11 protein-coding genes and 1 pseudogene are annotated in these 15,685 nt (G+C 68.4%); 2 read left to right on the top strand and 10 right to left on the bottom strand.

Annotated elements, in window-relative coordinates; genetic code table 11:
• Positions 1–54: 54 nt before the first annotated feature.
• Positions 55–2,691 carry an MMPL family transporter gene (locus tag K307_RS17035; protein WP_042879843.1) on the bottom strand — a complete coding sequence of 879 codons (2,637 nt, stop codon included), beginning with the start codon at positions 2,689–2,691 and terminating at the stop codon, positions 55–57.
• Between the two features lie 172 nt (positions 2,692–2,863).
• On the opposite strand from K307_RS17035, the gene K307_RS17030 reads away from it, so the two are divergent.
• The gene (locus K307_RS17030; RefSeq protein WP_042879841.1) at positions 2,864–3,502 is read left to right on the top strand and encodes an MlaC/ttg2D family ABC transporter substrate-binding protein; all 639 of its coding nucleotides are present in this window, start codon (positions 2,864–2,866) and stop codon (positions 3,500–3,502) included.
• Between the two features lie 27 nt (positions 3,503–3,529).
• Here K307_RS17030 and K307_RS17025 read toward each other — a convergent pair whose 3' ends face one another.
• The 6 genes and pseudogenes from K307_RS17025 to ispH form a co-directional block, all read right to left on the bottom strand.
• On the bottom strand, positions 3,530–4,537 hold the full coding sequence (locus tag K307_RS17025) for a lysylphosphatidylglycerol synthase domain-containing protein (protein ID WP_042879839.1): 1,008 nt from the start codon (positions 4,535–4,537) through the stop codon (positions 3,530–3,532).
• Positions 4,538–4,546: 9 nt separating this feature from the next.
• On the bottom strand, positions 4,547–5,353 hold the full coding sequence (gene hpnK, locus K307_RS17020) for a hopanoid biosynthesis-associated protein HpnK (RefSeq protein WP_042879837.1): 807 nt from the start codon (positions 5,351–5,353) through the stop codon (positions 4,547–4,549).
• 46 nt (positions 5,354–5,399) lie between these two features.
• Positions 5,400–6,824, bottom strand: a complete 1,425-nt coding sequence (gene hpnJ, locus K307_RS17015; RefSeq protein ID WP_042879835.1) for a hopanoid biosynthesis associated radical SAM protein HpnJ — start codon at positions 6,822–6,824, stop codon at positions 5,400–5,402.
• Positions 6,825–7,027: 203 nt separating this feature from the next.
• Positions 7,028–8,182: pseudogene (hpnI, locus tag K307_RS17010) on the bottom strand (bacteriohopanetetrol glucosamine biosynthesis glycosyltransferase HpnI); the annotation flags it as partial.
• Between the two features lie 12 nt (positions 8,183–8,194).
• Positions 8,195–9,358: an adenosyl-hopene transferase HpnH gene (hpnH, locus tag K307_RS17005; RefSeq protein WP_042879833.1), complete on the bottom strand. Its 1,164-nt coding sequence runs from the start codon at positions 9,356–9,358 to the stop codon at positions 8,195–8,197.
• Positions 9,359–9,379: 21 nt separating this feature from the next.
• Positions 9,380–10,399, bottom strand: a complete 1,020-nt coding sequence (ispH, locus tag K307_RS17000) for a 4-hydroxy-3-methylbut-2-enyl diphosphate reductase (protein WP_042879831.1) — start codon at positions 10,397–10,399, stop codon at positions 9,380–9,382.
• Positions 10,400–10,625: 226 nt separating this feature from the next.
• Between ispH and hpnA the strand changes: the two genes are divergently transcribed.
• Positions 10,626–11,630 (top strand): hopanoid-associated sugar epimerase, encoded by a 1,005-nt coding sequence (gene hpnA / locus K307_RS16995; protein ID WP_042879828.1) that lies wholly within the window; start codon positions 10,626–10,628, stop codon positions 11,628–11,630.
• Between the two features lie 23 nt (positions 11,631–11,653).
• Here the strand turns inward: hpnA and K307_RS16990 are convergent, their stop codons facing one another.
• The 3 genes from K307_RS16990 to K307_RS16980 all read right to left on the bottom strand — a co-directional run bounded on the left by K307_RS16990 (position 11,654) and on the right by K307_RS16980 (position 15,262).
• The gene (locus tag K307_RS16990) at positions 11,654–12,802 is read right to left on the bottom strand and encodes a glycosyltransferase (protein ID WP_080745050.1); all 1,149 of its coding nucleotides are present in this window, start codon (positions 12,800–12,802) and stop codon (positions 11,654–11,656) included.
• 9 nt (positions 12,803–12,811) lie between these two features.
• Entirely contained in the window at positions 12,812–13,801 is a 990-nt protein-coding gene (locus tag K307_RS16985) for a hypothetical protein (RefSeq protein ID WP_042879825.1), read from the bottom strand.
• 81 nt (positions 13,802–13,882) lie between these two features.
• Positions 13,883–15,262, bottom strand: a complete 1,380-nt coding sequence (locus K307_RS16980; RefSeq protein WP_042879823.1) for an amino acid permease — start codon at positions 15,260–15,262, stop codon at positions 13,883–13,885.
• Between the last annotated feature and the right edge of the window lie 423 nt (positions 15,263–15,685).

Below are 15,685 nucleotides of genomic sequence, written 5' to 3'. Positions count from 1 at the left end.
GGAAGGCATCGGGCGGCGCAGCGGGATGATTACTGTTGTTGTGACGGATGGCCGTTATGGCCGGACGGGTTTGTCATGGCCGAGGTGCGCATCTTCGCGCGGCCGGCCCATCAGGATCGGCTGGAAGAACACCGCGCCGATCAGCGTGCAGGCCAGCGCCAGTGCCAGCAGCTTGCCCATGCTGGCGGTGCCGGGATGCTGCGACAGCCACAGGCTGCCAAACGCGGTGGCGGTGGTGGCGGCGCTGTAGAGCACCGCATGCGTCAGGCTCGACTGCAGCAGCTTGGTCTTGCCGTGCCGCCAGGCGATCACGTAGTAGATCTTGAACGCCACGCCGATGCCCAGCAGCAGCGGCAGCGCGATCACGTTGGCAAAGTTCAGCGCAATGCCGAACAACACGCACAGCTCCAGCGTGACGATGGCCGATACCAGCAGCGGCACCAGCGTGCGCAGCACATCAGCAAAGCGGCGCAGCGTGATCCACAGCAGGATGGTGATCGACACCACCGCCCAGGCACCGGCCTGTGCGAAGGCAGTCATGATGGTGTCGGCCGAGCCGCGAATGGCGATGGGCCCGCCGGTGGCGGTGGGTTCCACGCGCTGCACGGCGGCGATAAAGCGGTCCAGCGCGGCTTCGCGCTGCGCGCTGCCGGCCGGCGGCACCCTGGGGCTGATGCTGACCAGTGCGCGGCCATCCGGCGTGAGCCAGTCGCGCACCAGCTCGGGCGGCAGCGTCTGCTGGCTGACCGGCTGCGGGCTCAGCGCCAGCTTCAGCTTGGCCAGCGCCAGCTGCAGCGGCAGCGCGATGGCCTGTTCGGCGCGGTCGCGCATGGCCGCGTCGGCGGCGGCGAGCGTCTTGAGTGTGGCGGACAGGTGCGCGGCCTCGGCGGCGCCGGGGCCGGGATGCTCCTCGGCGGCGATGGCCAGCTGGCGCGAAGCATTGCGCAGCGCGTTCACGCGCACCAGATCGCTTGCCGGCGTGGCGGTGGGTTGCGTGAGGGCCGGCATCAGCGCCGCCGATGCCTGGCCGATGGCCTGCAGCTTGAGGGGCTGGTCATCGGGAATAAAGGTCTGCAGCGTGACCACGCGGGCCACCTCGGGCAGCGCGGCCAGTTTGCCGGCTATCCCGCTCGCGGCCGCCAGCGACGGCGCCAGCACGCTGACATCGTCGGTGCCGGCTTGCGGCGCGTCCTTCAGCGCCAGCAGCGTCGCCATCGACTCCGATTTCGGGTCCTTCAGGTGCAGCGGGTCGAAGTCGAAGCGCAGGTGCGGCAGCAGCGGCGCGCCCGCCAGGATCGCCAGCAGCGTGACCAGCAGCACTGGCTTGCGGTAGCGGTCGAAAAACAGGTCCAACGGCGCCAGCCAGGCAAAGCCCGGTGCCTCGGCCTCGCCGCCGGGGTGCAGCAGGGTGATCAGCGCCGGCAGCAGCGTAAAGGTGGTGGCAAAGGCCACCATCATGCCGACGCCGGCGATCAGGCCCAGCTCGGCCACCCCGCGATAGTCGGTCGGCAGGAAACAGAAGAACGCCGCCGCCGTGGCCGCCGCGGCCAGCGCCAGTGGCGTACCCACCGCGCGTGCGGCCAGCCCGAGCGCCTCGATCACGTGGTCGAGGTCATGGCGCTCGGCGCGGTAGCGCACCCCGAACTGGATGCCGAAGTCCACCCCCAGCCCGACAAACAGCACCGCGAATGCTACCGAGATCATGTTCAGCGCTCCGACCATCGCCAGCCCCAGCGCGGCGGTGATCAGCAACCCCGCGAACAGGCTCGCCAGCACTGCCACGATCAGCCGCACCGAGCGCAGCGCCATCCACAGGATCAGCACGACCACCAGCACCGTCAGCGCGCCGTTGAGCAGCGTGCCCTCGCTGACCGAGGCGAACTCATCGTCAGCCAGCGCCTGCGGGCCGGTCAGCCGTACCGTGGCCTGGTAGCGCTGCGCCAGTTGCAGGTCCGCGGCGGCCTGCCGGATCGCGCGCGAGGCCGCGGCGCCGGCCTGCAGGTCGCTGTAGTCCAGTACCGGGCTGGCCGCGACAAAGCTGAAGACCTGTCCATCGGGCCCGGGCTTGAGGCTGTCGTCGAGCATGCCGGCCCACGACAGCGCCGCGGGCTTGCCGGTCAGCACCTGGTCGAGCGTATCGGCGCTGCTGCCGAGCAGTTTTGCCATGTCGCCCAGCCTGACCTGGCCCATCTGCAGCGGCAGCGTCAGCGTAGTGGTGAGCGTATCGGCCAGGCCGCGCAGGGTGGGGTCGTGCGCCAGCGCACCGACCAGCGAGCGCGCCTGCGCGAGCTGCTGCGTGAGCTGGCGGACCTCGTCCGTGCTGGCGAACAGCAGTCCGTTGCGTTCGAAGAACGGCCCGCTGCCGGGCTGGCTGACGGCGTTGAAACGTGCCGGCTGCCGGCGCAGCGCCTCGGCCAGCGCGTTGGCGGCGGCATCGGCCAGCTCCGTCGCCGGCGCCTGCACCACCGCCAGGATCAGCTGGTTGCGCTGCGGGAAGGCGTCGCCGATGGCGGCGTCGCGGACGGCCCACGGCGCATCCGAGTCCAGCAGGCGGCCGATATCGGTGTTGATCGCAAAATTGCGGGCCACGTAGACGCCGCTGACAGCGGTGAGCAATGCCGACAGGATGATGACCCGCCACGGCCAGGCAGTGGCAAGCCGGACGATGCGTGTCAGCAGCGAAGTCAGCATGGACGGATCCGGAAGGAGCACGAACCCGGAGTATATCGGCTGGCGCCCGGGAGGGCGGCGTGGCGCATGCGGCATGCCGGGTCAGAACCGCGCCGATCCGCTATAAACTGTCAGGCATGCGCCGTCATGCAGCGACGACGCTGCCCCACTGTCTTTCCCGGCACTCACGTCCATGAAGATTCACGCATTGTTTCCCCTGGCACCGCTCGCGGCGGTGGCCATGGTTTGCACGGTGCACGCCCAGGCAGTCCAGCCCGGCGACCTGCGCGCCAGCCCCGAACGGTTGGTCCAGGCCGCGGTGGAGGGCGTGATCGGCACCATCCAGACCAACCCCGACACCCGCGCCGGCGATCTCGGCAAGATCACCGCCGTCGTGCAGAAGCAGTTCCTGCCCTATACGGATTTCCAGCGCACCACGCGGCTGGCGGTGGGCAGCGCCTGGCGCACGGCCACGCCGGAACAGCAGAAGCAGCTCTACGAGCAGTTCGAGGTGCTGCTGGTGCGCAGCTACGCGGTGTCGCTGGCGCAACTGCGCGAGCAGAACGTCAAGTTCCGCTACCAGCCGGTCAAGGCCGGCAGCGGCGCGACCGACGTGGTGGTACAGACGCGCGTGATCAACAACGTTGACGAGATGCAGATCGACTACCGGCTGCAGCGCACCGCCAACGGCTGGAAGATCTATGACATCAATATGATGGGGGCGTGGCTGATCGAGGTGTACCGGAAGCAGTTTGCGGATATCGTCGCGCGTAGCGGGGTGGACGGCCTGGTCAAGTACCTGACCACCCACAATGCGCGTTCAGCCGCCTGACGCCTGAGCGCGGGGGCGCTGCTGGTATCACCTCATGGCGCCGCGTGCCCGGTCACGGCTGCGCCGCCAGTGGCGCAGCTCCACCCATTGCCAGGACAGCAGCGCGGGCACGCCGAACAGGATTTCCCGCGCGCGCTTGACCAGCGCCAGCGCCAGCGAGACCTGCGCGTCTATCCCCAGCACCTGCCCCAGCAGCATCACCACGGCTTCCTGGACGCCCAGCCCGGCTGGCACGAAGAAGGCCACGTGGCGCGCGGCCTGCGTCAGCGATTCGATCGCCAGCGCCTGCCAGATCGGCACCGGATGGCCCAGCAGCATTAGCGCCAGCCAGATTTCCAGCGTGCCGCTGAGGAGCCCCGCGAGCTGCCAGCCCAGTGCCGCCAGCAGCTCGCGCCGGCGCCGGTTGAGCGCGCGGATCTGGGCATCGAGCCGGGCGCCGTCGATCATCGCGACGAGGCGGTGATCCTCCCCGAACAGCTTGCGCGCCGCGCCCTCGAGTTTTTCGAACACGGCGGTGTGCCGCAGCGACAGCGCGAATAGCACCGGCACCGGCAATGACAGCAGCAGCCCGGACAGGATGACCCAGGCCCCGCCGCTGTCTTGCAGCGCGGCCACCAGGATCAGCACGCCCATGGCCGAAAACAGGTATTGCGCGAACAGCGTGGTCATCACTTCGACCACGATGCTGGCGGTGACCGCGGTGGTGTCGTGAAGGCGCAGCCGTGTCAGGCGGATGCCGACCAGTTCGCCGCCGACGCCAACGGTCGGCAGCAAGCGGTTCACCGCCTCCCGCACGGTGGCGACCCACCACAGGAAGCCCAGCCCCGCCTTCTCCTCGGGATCGGCCGAGGTCAGCAGTACGCGCCAGCCTTGCGCGTCGAGCAGCAGCGGCAGCGCGTGAAGGGGCACCAGCAACAGCAGCAGCCAGCCGCCCTGCGCCATGATGGCGGCGATATCGCCGATGCCCTGATGGATCACCAGCGCAGTCAGCGCCAATAGCCCGATCAGGCCGGTCAGGTAAGCAATGCGTTTCATCGTAGGGAGTCAGGTGGCCGCCAGCACATCGGCAAAGCCGCCGCGGCGCGCAGTCACATGGTCGAGCGCGGCGCGCACGCGCGGCGACAGCAGCGCAGCCAGTTCGTCGGCATGGCGGTAGCCATCCATGCTGGGCGCAATGCGCGCGCCCGAGACCACCGCGGGATGCAGGTAGATTTCGCCGACGCCGGCCGGCAGCCGCGCCAGCGTTGCCAGCAGCACGGATTCGTCCATGCCGCCGCTGTGCGCGATGCCGACCACGTAGTCGTTGTGGGCGATGCCGGCGCGTTGCAGCCGGCGGCGCAGCAGCGCCAGCCAGGGGCGCAGCAACAGCGGCGCACCGGCTTCGCGCGGCAGGCGCATCGCGCGCAGGCCGTACTCGCGGCCGATCGACAGGATCAGCGAAAGCACGGTCGGGTGCAGGTGGAAGTGCTTGTGCGTGTTGACGTGATCGAGCGGCAGCCCGGTGGCGGCGAAGGCTGCGAACTGTGCGCGGATCTCGGCCGCAAGCTGGCGCCGCACGTGCGGCAGGAAGAAGAAGCGGCAGCCGTCGCGCGCCATGGCCGAGCCGAAGCGGCCCTGCGCATCGACCAGGTCGGGAATCTGCGCAGGCGGCAAGACCGCGGGGCCGTCCGCCAGCACCACATGCAGGCCGACGCGCAGCGAAGGCAGGCGCCGCGCGCGCGCCACCGCATCGGCGGCAGCGGGCGCGCCCACCATCAGGCTGGCGGCATTGAGCACGCCGTCGCGGTGGGCCAGCTCGACCGCCTCGTTGACGGCCGGATGCAGGCCGAAGTCGTCGGCGGTGATGATCAGCGCACGATCGGCGCGGGCGCGGGCGCGGTGGTCGGCTGGGGGCAGATCAGGCCTCGTGCGAGCGCAGGAAGCGGAAGAACTCCACGCCTTCGCGCAGGCGCCGCTTCATCATGTCCCAGCTTCCCAGCATTTCCCGCACGATTTCCCAGATCTTGCTCGGGCGGAAATAGAAGCGCTTATAGAAGGTCTCGACGCCGTGGTAGATGTCTTCCTTGGACAGGTGCGGGTAGCTGATCGCGGCCAGCTGCACGCCCTGGTCGTTGACCAGGTTGATCACCTTGTTCTCTTCCAGCCAGCCGTTGTCCACCGCCTGCCGGTACAGCGTGGTGCCGGGGTAGGGCGCGGCCAGCGACACCTGGATGGTGTGCGGGTTGATTTCCTTGGCGTAAGCGATGGTCTTCTCGATGGTCTCGCGGGTCTCGCCAGGCAGGCCCAGGATGAACGTGCCGTGGATGGTGATGCCCAGCTTGCGGCAGTCTTCGGTGAAGCGGCGCGCGATGTCGGTGCGCAGGCCCTTCTTGATATTCAGCAGGATCTGGTCGTCGCCCGACTCGTAGCCCACCAGCAGCAGGCGCAGGCCGTTTTCCTTCATGATCTTCAGCGTGCTGTATGGCACGTTGGCCTTGGCATTGCAGGACCAGGTGACGCCCAGCTTGCCCAGACCGCGCGCGATCTCTTCCACGCGCGGCTTGAAGTCGGTGAAGGTGTCGTCGTCGAACATGATCTCCTTGACCTCGGGCATGTTCTCCTTGATCCATTTGACCTCGGCCAGCACGCTTTCGGCCGAGCGCGTGCGGTAGCGGTGGCCGCCCACGGTCTGCGGCCACAGGCAGAAGGTGCAGCGCGAGCGGCAGCCGCGGCCGGTGTAGATCGATACGTACGGGTGCTTCAGGTAGCCGATGAAGTAGTTCTCGATCTTCAGGTCGCGCTTGTAGACGGGCGCCACGAAGGGCAGCTCGTCCATGTTCTCGATCATCGGCCGCTGGCCGTTGTGTTCGAGCGAGCCGTCCGGCTGGCGGTAGCTCAGGCCCAGGATGTCGTTGAGCGGCTTGCCCGCGGCGACGTCCTGGCAGGTGTAGTCGAACTCCTCGCGGCAGACGAAGTCGATGGCGTCGCTGGCGCCCAGCGTGCCGCCGGGATCGACTGCCGGCTTGGCGCCGACCATGCCGATCATCACCTCGGGCTTGCGCTTCTTCAGTTCCTCGGCAAACTTTGCGTCGGTCGGGAAGGAGGGTGTGCTGGTGTGGATGATGACGAGCTCATATTCCGCCGCGATATCCAGCGTCTGCTGCACGGTCAGGCCGTCAGCGGGGGCGTCGAGTACGCGGCTGTCGGGCACCAGCGCGGCGGGCTGGGCCAGCCAGGTCGGGTACCAGAACGACTTGATCTCGCGCTTGGCCTGGTAGCGCGAACCGGCGCCGCCGTCGAAGCCGTCGAAGGAAGGTGCCTGGAGGAACAGGGTTTTTTTCATAGCGGCCTCTTGGTATGGATGCCGGTGAAGGGTCGGGGTTGGGGGAGGGACTTCGTGGATACGCCGGCCCTCTCCCCCGGCCCCTCTCCCGCGAGCGGGAGAGGGGAGCGAACCGCTTGTGCGTCGAACGTCGTCACATCGACGAACGTTGCAGCATTGCGGCCTGCGGAATGCATCGATGGCGGCTCAACGTCCGCCGGTTTTCGCCCCTCTCCCGCTTGCGGGAGAGGGGCGGGGGAGAGGGCAGGCGCTTGTCCGGAGTGCTGCCCGTCACGAACCGAAAGCATTTGCTCGCGCCACTGCACACGCTTGCCCGTCAGCGCGAGAGCCCAGCCGGCCAGCAGCAGCGCATCGCGCAAAGGCGCACGCAAGGCTGAGGCGATGTTGCCTGCCAGCACGCTGCGCGCCATCACGCCGGCAAACGCCACCGCAAGAACCGCCGGCAGCGGCGCCAGCCACACGCCCAGTGCCAGCATCGGCCAGGTGAAGGTGATAAACGTAAAGGCAAAGCCCAGCGGATTGAGCGACCGGATCGTGCGCAGCCAGCGCAACTCATGCCGCCACAGGTCGGCAAAGCGCTCCTCGGTGACATCGGTGGTGACCACGACGTCAGACAGCACCGTGCGCAACCCTTGCTGCCGCGTCAGCTCGCCCAGCCAGTAGTCATCAGCGAGCCGGTCCGACAAGGCCTCGAATCCGCCAATGGCCGCCAGCATATCGCGCCGCAGCGCAATGGTCGCGCCAAAGGCAAAGCGGCGCGAGCCGCCCGCATGCGCGATGCGCACCGACGGCGCAAACCAGTCATCGATAAACTGCGCGCCGAGCCGCGACCACAGCCCGCCGGTCGGGTTGCCGCGATAGAGGCAGGTGACCACGCCCACGCCGGCATCGGCCAGCGGCGCGGTCACGCGCGCGAGGTAGTCGGGCGGCACGGCGATGTCGCTGTCGGCAATGACCAGCCAGTCGTGCTTCGCTTGCGCGCCGAGGTTGATCAGGTTGCTGACCTTGCGGTTGCTGCCATGGATGCGCGGATTGACCACCAGCGCGATATCGCAGCCGGGATAGTCGCGGCGCAGCCGCTCCACTACGGCAATCGCGGGATCGTCCGCCGCGCGTACGCCGAACACCAGCTGGAATGCCGGATGCCGCTGCCGGCACAGCGTTGCCAGGTTCTCGTACAGCCGGGGTTCCGTCCCGCACAGCGGCTTGAGCACGCTGACCGGTGCCGCGGCCGTGCCGGCGCTTGCCATGGGCGCGCGCAGCGATACCCACGCTGCGCCCAGCGCATACCCCGCCGACACGCAGGTCAGCGCAGCACCCGTCAGGGTGGCGGCGAGGATTGCCGGTTCCGCGGCCATCGGCAGTTGCCTTCAGTGGGTGACGGCGGCCTTGGCCCCCCGGGCCTGGCTCGCGGGCGGCTTCGCGCGCTGGATCTGCTCCAGCTTGATCTCGACGTGGCGCGAGAACACGTATTCCGCCGGCCGCTGCTTGTCCAGCGCAATATCCGGCGCCATCGGCCCGCTGGTGCGCACGCCGCGCAGGCTCACGCCCAGCGCCTTGAGCGGATGGGCGAAGGTGTCGGCGACGGCGGTGGCCTCGTAGCCGCTGTGCACCATGCAGTCGGCGCACTTCTCGTAGTTGCCGGTGCCGTAGGCGTCCCAGTCGGTGTCTTCCATCAGTTCGCGGAAGGTGGCGGCATAGCCTTCGCCCACCAGGTAGCAGGGGCGCTGCCAGCCGAACACCGTGCGCGCCGGGTTGCCCCACGGCGTGCAGTGGTAGGTCTGGTTGCCGGCCAGGAAGTCCAGGAACAGCGTGGACTGGCTGAAGGCCCAGTTCTTGCCGCTGCGGCCGCGGCTGAGGATGTCGCGGAACAGCTGGCGGGTCTTGCCGCGGTTCAGGAAGTGCTGCTGGTCCGGCGCGCGCTCATAGGCATAGCCCGGCGACACCGTGATGCCGTCCACGCCCAGCGCCTTGACCGAGTCGAAGAACTTCGCCACGCGCTCGGGCTGGGCATCGTTGAACAGCGTGCAGTTGATATTGACGCGGAAACCCCGTTCCTTGGCCAGCCGGATCGCTTCGACGCAGCGGTCGTACACGCCTTCCTGGCAGACCGAGCGGTCATGCATCTCGCGGTCGCCGTCCAGGTGTACCGACCAGACGAAATAGGGGCTGGGCTCGTACTGGTCCAGCTTCTTTTCCATCAGCAGGGCATTGGTGCACAGGTAGACGAACTTGCGCCGCGCCATGATGCCCCGCACGATCTCCGGCATGTCCTTGTGCAGCAGCGGTTCGCCGCCGGCGATCGACACCACCGGCGCGCCGCATTCGTCGACCGCGTCCAGGCATTCCTGCACCGACAGGCGCTGGTTCAGGATGGGGTCGGGATAGTCGATCTTGCCGCAGCCCGAGCACGCCAGGTTGCAGCGGAACAGCGGTTCGAGCATCAGCGCGAGCGGGTAGCGTTTCTGCCGCGACAGATGCTTGCTGACGATGTAGGCGCCCACGCGGGCGACCTGCAGGAGCGGGATGGCCAAGGCAGCTTCCTCAGTTTGGGTTCAGCCGGCGATGTTCTCGTTGGCGGGCGCGGGCGTGGCGGCGGTCTCTGCCGTGGCAGCGCCCTTGCCGGGTTTGCGCGGGGCCGATGACGGCTTGACGTCGACCAGCTCGGCCGGCAGCCGGAATTCGGCGTGTTCTTCGCGCCCGGCCATGGTGGTGACGTCCACCGGGCCCAGCCGGCGCAGCGCGGCAATCACGTCCTCGACCATCTCTTCGGGCGCGGAGGCACCAGCGGTGATGCCGACCACGTTGGCGTCGCGCACCCAGGCGGGATCGAGTTCGCTGCCGTCGGCGATCAGGTAGCTGGGCACGCCGCTTTCGGTGCCGATCTCGCGCAGGCGGTTGGAGTTGGAGCTGTTGGTCGCGCCGATCACCAGGATCACGTCGGCCAGCTTGCACAGGTCGCGCACCGCGCTCTGCCGGTTCTGCGTGGCGTAGCAGATATCGCGTGTGTCCGGGCCGACCAGGTCGCTGAAGCGGCGCCCGAGCGCGGCGATGATATTGCGGGTGTCGTCCACGCTCAGCGTGGTCTGGGTGACGTAGGCCACCGGCGCGTCGGCGGGCAGGTCGAGCTGCTCGACCTCGGCCTCGTTCTGCACCAGGATCACCTTACCGGGGATCTGGCCCATGGTGCCTTCCACCTCCGGGTGGCCGGCATGGCCGATCAGGATCACCGTGCGGCCACTGGCGGCGTACTGGCGGCCCTGGGTGTGGACCTTGATCACCAGCGGGCAGGTCGCGTCGATCGCATGCAACTCGCGCTGGCTGGCTTCGGCGACCACCTGGCGCGACACGCCGTGCGCGCTGAAGATCGTCACCGCGCCGGCGGGCACCTCGTCCAGTTCTTCGACAAAGCGCGCGCCTTTTTCCTTCAACCCCTCTACCACATGCTTGTTGTGCACAATCTCATGCCGCACGAACACTGGGGCGCCGTGCTTGACGAGGGCGCGGTCGACGATTTCGATTGCGCGCACCACGCCGGCACAAAAGCCCCGGGGCTGAGCAAGAATCACCTGCATAGAGAAGACCCCCAACTCTTTGCAACGAGTTTCATGTATGGAATGGCGGGATGGAGATGCACGTAGATCCATCGCAGATCACATTTCCATCGCACGGTGGTTACTATATACCCGACACGCCGGCTTTGTCTGGCAGCGCTGCGGCCCTGCGGGCGGCTTCCGGGCGATTCGATGATGATCCCCGGGCAGGATTGCGGCGCGTCCATCTCACCGGGAAAACGGCTTAATGGCGATAAACGATGACGTGCTGGTGACAGGAGCCTCGGGTTTTCTTGGCTCGGCTGTGATGCGCCAGGCGCTGGCGCGCGGGTTTCGGGTGCGGGTGCTGGTGCGCCCGCAAAGCCCGCGCACCAACCTGGCTGGGTTGCCGGTAGAGGTGGCGGAAGGCGACATGCGCGACCCGGCCGCGGTGGCCGCCGCGCTGCGTGGCGTGCGCTACCTGTTCCATGTGGCGGCCGATTATCGGCTATGGGCCCCGGACCCCGAGGCCATCGTGCGCACCAACGTCGACGGCACGCTGGCCGTGATGGAGGCTGCGCAGCAGGCCGGCGTGGAGCGCGTGGTCTACACCAGCAGCGTGGCCACCTTGCGGGTGGCCGGCGCCCAGGGGCCCGTGGACGAAACCGCGCCGCTGACCCCGCACGAGGCCATCGGCGCGTACAAGCGCAGCAAGGTGCTGGCCGAGCGCGTGGTGGAGAAGCTCGTGGCCGAGCGTGGCCTGCCGGCGGTGATCGTCAACCCGTCCACCCCCATCGGCCCGCGCGACGTGCGGCCCACGCCGACCGGACGCATCATCGTCGAGGCGGCCAGCGGCAAGATCCCGGCCTTTGTCGATACCGGGCTGAACCTGGCGCATGTGGACGACGTGGCCGAGGGCCATTTCCTGGCGCTGGAGCGCGGGCGCACCGGCGAACGCTACATCCTGGGCGGCGAGGACGTGATGCTGCAGCAGATGCTGCGCGATATCGCGGGGTTGTGCGGGCGCCGGGCGCCGACCATGCAGCTGCCGCGCTGGCCGCTGTATCCGCTGGCACACGCGGCGGAGGCGGCGGCGCGGCTTACCGGCAAGGAGCCGTTTATCACGGTGGACGGGCTGAATATGTCGAAGTACCGGATGTTTTTTACGTCGGACAAGGCGCGGCGGGAGTTGGGGTATGCGCCGCGGCCGTATCGGGATGGGTTGCGGGATGCGTTGGAGTGGTTCCGGGCGCAGGGGTATCTTGGCAAGTAACGGGGCGAGCCTGACGACAAACCTCAGGGCCGCACCGGCGCCTGCGCCCGCCCTTTCCACTGCCCGCCCCGCCGCAACCAGTAGCGCCGCGCCGAGTCGATCGTCGCCCCGAGATAGAACAGCGCCGTCACCGGCAGCAGCGGTGCCAGCCACGCCGGCTGCCGGTATTCGCGCAGCATCGGCAGGTAGGCGCACGCCATCGCACCCCACGCCAGCCATGCCGGCCACAACCGCCAGCCCCCGGCCAGCGCCAGCACGGGCGGCAGCAAGTAGGTAATCACCATCCCCGCCACAGCCCCCGCCAGAAGTAGCGGCGAGTAGCGCAACTGTGTATAGGCACTGCGCGCGATCATGTCCCACAAGCTGCGCCAGTCGTCGTAGGGCCGCAGCGACACGCTGTCGTTCGCCAGATCCAGCCGGATCGCGCCGCCGGGCTTGATGCGCGCGGCGAGGCTGCAGTCATCGATCAGTTCGCCGCGGATCGCGGCAAAGCCGCCGATGCGTGCCAGCGCCGCGCGGCTGGCCAGCATGCAGCCGCCGGCCGCGGCGGCCACGCGGCTGCGTGGGTCGCGCACGCGGGCAAACGGGTAGAGCTTGGCAAAGAAGAACACGAAGGCCGGCACGATCAGCCGTTCCCAGGCCGATTCGCAGCGCAGCCGCACCATCAGCGAAACCAGGTCGCGCCGCTCGTGTTCCGCGCGCGCGACCAGCGCGGCCAGCACGCCGGGGCCGTGCCAGATATCGGCATCGGTGAGCCAGACGTAGCGCGCCTGCGGCGCGATGCGGTCGGCCTGGGCCAGCCCCTCGGACTGGGCCCACACCTTGCCGCTCCAGCCGGCCGGCAGCTCGCTCGCGCCGATGACTGCCAGGGCCTGCGGGCGAGCCGTGGACGCGGCGACGGCTCGCGCCATAGCGGCGGTGCCGTCGTGGCTGTGGTCGTCCACCACTACCAGCGAGATCCGGCCCGGGTAGCGCTGGCCCAGCACGCCGGCCACGGCGCGGCCGATCACCTCGGCCTCGTTGCGCGCGGGAATGATGGCGACGACTTCAGGCCAGTGTGGCGGGTCCGGCGCGGCAGGCGGCTTGCGCACCCGCCAGAAGCCCGCGCGGGCACAGAGCAATCCCAGCCAGACCGCCAGCGACAGCAGCGACAACGCAAAGGCCATGCGCATGGTTCGCGCTTACTTGACGAAGCGCCGCGCCAGGCGGGCCAGCCGTGGCACGGTTTCCGGCCGCAGCAGGCGCGCGTCGTAGCCGGCCATGCGCCGCTTATTCTCCGCCAGGCACAGGTCGATCATCGCGCCCGGCGTCAGCGCCTCGCCCAGCGCCGCCGAGCCGTTCATGGTGAAATTGGCGTCCTGCGCCGCACCGTCGGCATCGATGCCGCGCGCGATGCCGATGCGCTCCCAGATCAGGAAGGCCCACACCCGCGCCACCTTCAGCGCGAACAGCGGGCGGCGCCACCACGGCAGGTTGCGCCGGTACCAGGTGGCCCAGTTGACGAAGAACAGAATATGGCGGCCTTCCTCCTGGATCACCGGCTCGAAGGTCTCGACCAGCTCGAGAGGGAAAAAGCCGGACCGCCTGGCCGCGGCAAAGAGGCCGAAGGCAAAGAAGCTGTCGATGCACTCGCTGTAGCCGGTGACCAGCCAGCCCCATTCGGGGTCGTCCGGGGGCGGGTAGTCAGGCTCGGGTGCGAGCGCGATGCCGTAGGCCTCGACCAGCTTCGACAGCACCACCTTGTCGCGCGCCTCCTCGCCGCCGTCCATCTCCAGCGCGCAGCGCAGCAGCGGGTCGCTGACGGTCTGGGCAAAGGTCTTGACGCGGATCGAGGCGCGGCCCTCGGTCTGCACGGCGATGTCCCAGATCGGCAGCGAGGTGACGCGATGCAGGGCCTCCGGCGCCAGCTTCGGCCAGTCGATCACGGCGGGCTTGTAGGGGTTGTGGGTCTGCAGCAGCATATTGCAGAACATCTGCAGGTGCTGCGCGGAGCCGATGCGCACCGGCCCCGGGGTGGGGTCGGTCCAGTGGCGCATGGCATGGTCGGCCTGCTCGACGGCAGTGCGCGCGACCGTATCGGCAACCGCGATGGCGCGGGCCTCAGCATCGGCGGCGCTGTTGCACAGCGGCGCGGTGGCCGCGCTGCTCGCAATCTCGGTAGTCTCGGCCATTCGGCCCCCCTGGCGTTGGATTGCCCGGGGGCCATTGTAGCGAGGCGCGCCAGCCGGCGCACCCCGCAGGCTAGAGCCAGGTCAGGCGCGGTAGCTGACCGGACCGCGCGAACGCATGTCCAGCGCGTAGTAGCACACCGTCAGCAGGACCAGCCAGCCCGGGCCCACGTACAGCGCCACGCGGGTGTCCGGAAAGTAGGCCATCAGCGCCACCACCAGCGCCAGGAAGGCCAGTGCGATGTAAGAGCCATACGGCCAGAACGGCATGCGGAAGGCCAGCGCCTTGCGCTCGGCTGCCGACAGGCTGCGGCGGAAGTTGATCTGCGTGACCAGGATGATGGCCCAGGTCCAGACCGCGCCGAAGGTGGAGATCGCCGTCACCCAGACAAAGACCTTCTCCGGCACCAGGTAGTTGAGCAGCACGCCGCACAGCAGCGCGGCGATCGACACCAGCAGCGCCAAGCGCGGCACGCCATTGCGGTCGACCTTGGCAAAGGCCTTCGGCGCCTGGCCCTGCTGCGCCAGGTTGTACAGCATGCGCCCGGTGCTGAAGATGCCGCCGTTGCACGACGACAGCGCCGCGGTCAGCACCACGAAGTTGATGATGCCGGCGGCGGTCTTGATGCCCAGCCGCTCGAAGGTCAGCACGAAGGGGCTGCCCTGGGCGCCGATCTCGTTCCACGGGTACAGCGACAGGATCACGAACAGCGCGCCCACGTAGAAGATCAGGATGCGCCAGAACACCGAGTTGATCGCGTCCGGGATCGATTTCTTCGGGTTGCGCGCCTCGCCGGCGGTCAGGCCGATCATCTCCACGCCGAGGTAGGCGAACATCACCATCTGCAGCGACATCAGCACGCCCGAGGCGCCGTTGGGCATGAAGCCGCCGTGCTGCCACAGGTTGGCGATGCCGGTGGCGACACCGCCGTTGCCGAAGCCGAACACGATCATCGCGCCGCCGCCGATCAGCATCAGCACGATGGTGACGATCTTGATCATGGCGAACCAGAACTCGAACTCGCCGTAGGCCTTGACCGCCATCAGGTTGACCGAGCCCATCGCGGCCAGCGCGGCCAGCGCCCAGATCCAGCGCGGCACGTCGGGGAACCACATGCCCATGTAGATGGCCACGGCGGTGATTTCCGCCACGCAGGTCACCAGCCACAGGAACCAGTAGTTCCAGCCGGTCAGGTAGCCCGCCAGCGGGCCCATGTGGTCCTGCGCGTAGCGGCAGAAGGAGCCGGCCACCGGGTTCTGCACGGCCATCTCGCCCAGCGCGCGCATGATCAGGAAGATCACCGCGCCGCCGATCAGGTAGCCCAGCATGATGGCGGGGCCGGCCATCTTGATGGCGTTGCCCGCGCCAAGGAACAGGCCCACGCCGATGGCCGAACCCAGCGCCATCAGCCGGATATGCCGTTCGCCCAGGCCGCGTTGCAGATTGTCTGCGCTTGCACTCATGTCTCGTTGTCTCCGTGTGATCAGAATGGCCGCGCCGGCCCTTGTGGGGTCGGCGGGAGCAGGTCATTTTCGCGTTTGCGGGGGCAGCTGCCGCGAGCCTGATAACCGTCACATTGCGCAATCGACAGGCACAGGCATAGCTTCGCCTGATCGGACATTGCTGATAGACCGAGTGCCGCAAACGGAAAATAGCGGGCAGATTAATAAGATTCCGGGGGAATTTGTTGCTGAATTGGTCCAAAATTACAGGAAATATTGCTGCGTGGGTCGAGCCGGGCGCCTGCCCGGCCGCACCGGTCCGCCGTCAACGGACGGTCCCGCCCAGCCCGTCGACGGCCATGTAGGCGGCGTCCATGCCTTGTGCCACGGTCGACTGCTTCCACGCGTCCGTATCCGTGTAGAAGGCATCGCGGATGCCCCGCC

Origin of the sequence: Cupriavidus necator A5-1, assembly GCF_000744095.1 — a bacterium.
In the GTDB taxonomy this organism is placed as follows: Bacteria; Pseudomonadota; Gammaproteobacteria; order Burkholderiales; family Burkholderiaceae; genus Cupriavidus; species Cupriavidus necator_A.
Note: the sequence above shows the minus strand (reverse complement) of the source record. Positions and strands in the feature narration are given on the sequence as shown.

What these genes read in the sequence shown, in the direction of transcription:
- K307_RS17035 (WP_042879843.1), bottom strand. Translation starts at nt 2,691, where the DNA reads ATGCTGACTTCGCTGCTGACACGCATCGTCCGGCTTGCCACTGCCTGG.
- K307_RS17030 (WP_042879841.1), top strand. Translation starts at nt 2,864, where the DNA reads ATGAAGATTCACGCATTGTTTCCCCTGGCACCGCTCGCGGCGGTGGCC.
- K307_RS17025 (WP_042879839.1), bottom strand. Translation starts at nt 4,537, where the DNA reads ATGAAACGCATTGCTTACCTGACCGGCCTGATCGGGCTATTGGCGCTG.
- hpnJ (WP_042879835.1), bottom strand. Translation starts at nt 6,824, where the DNA reads ATGAAAAAAACCCTGTTCCTCCAGGCACCTTCCTTCGACGGCTTCGAC.
- ispH (WP_042879831.1), bottom strand. Translation starts at nt 10,399, where the DNA reads ATGCAGGTGATTCTTGCTCAGCCCCGGGGCTTTTGTGCCGGCGTGGTG.
- hpnA (WP_042879828.1), top strand. Translation starts at nt 10,626, where the DNA reads ATGGCGATAAACGATGACGTGCTGGTGACAGGAGCCTCGGGTTTTCTT.
- K307_RS16990 (WP_080745050.1), bottom strand. Translation starts at nt 12,802, where the DNA reads ATGCGCATGGCCTTTGCGTTGTCGCTGCTGTCGCTGGCGGTCTGGCTG.
- K307_RS16985 (WP_042879825.1), bottom strand. Translation starts at nt 13,801, where the DNA reads ATGGCCGAGACTACCGAGATTGCGAGCAGCGCGGCCACCGCGCCGCTG.
- K307_RS16980 (WP_042879823.1), bottom strand. Translation starts at nt 15,262, where the DNA reads ATGAGTGCAAGCGCAGACAATCTGCAACGCGGCCTGGGCGAACGGCAT.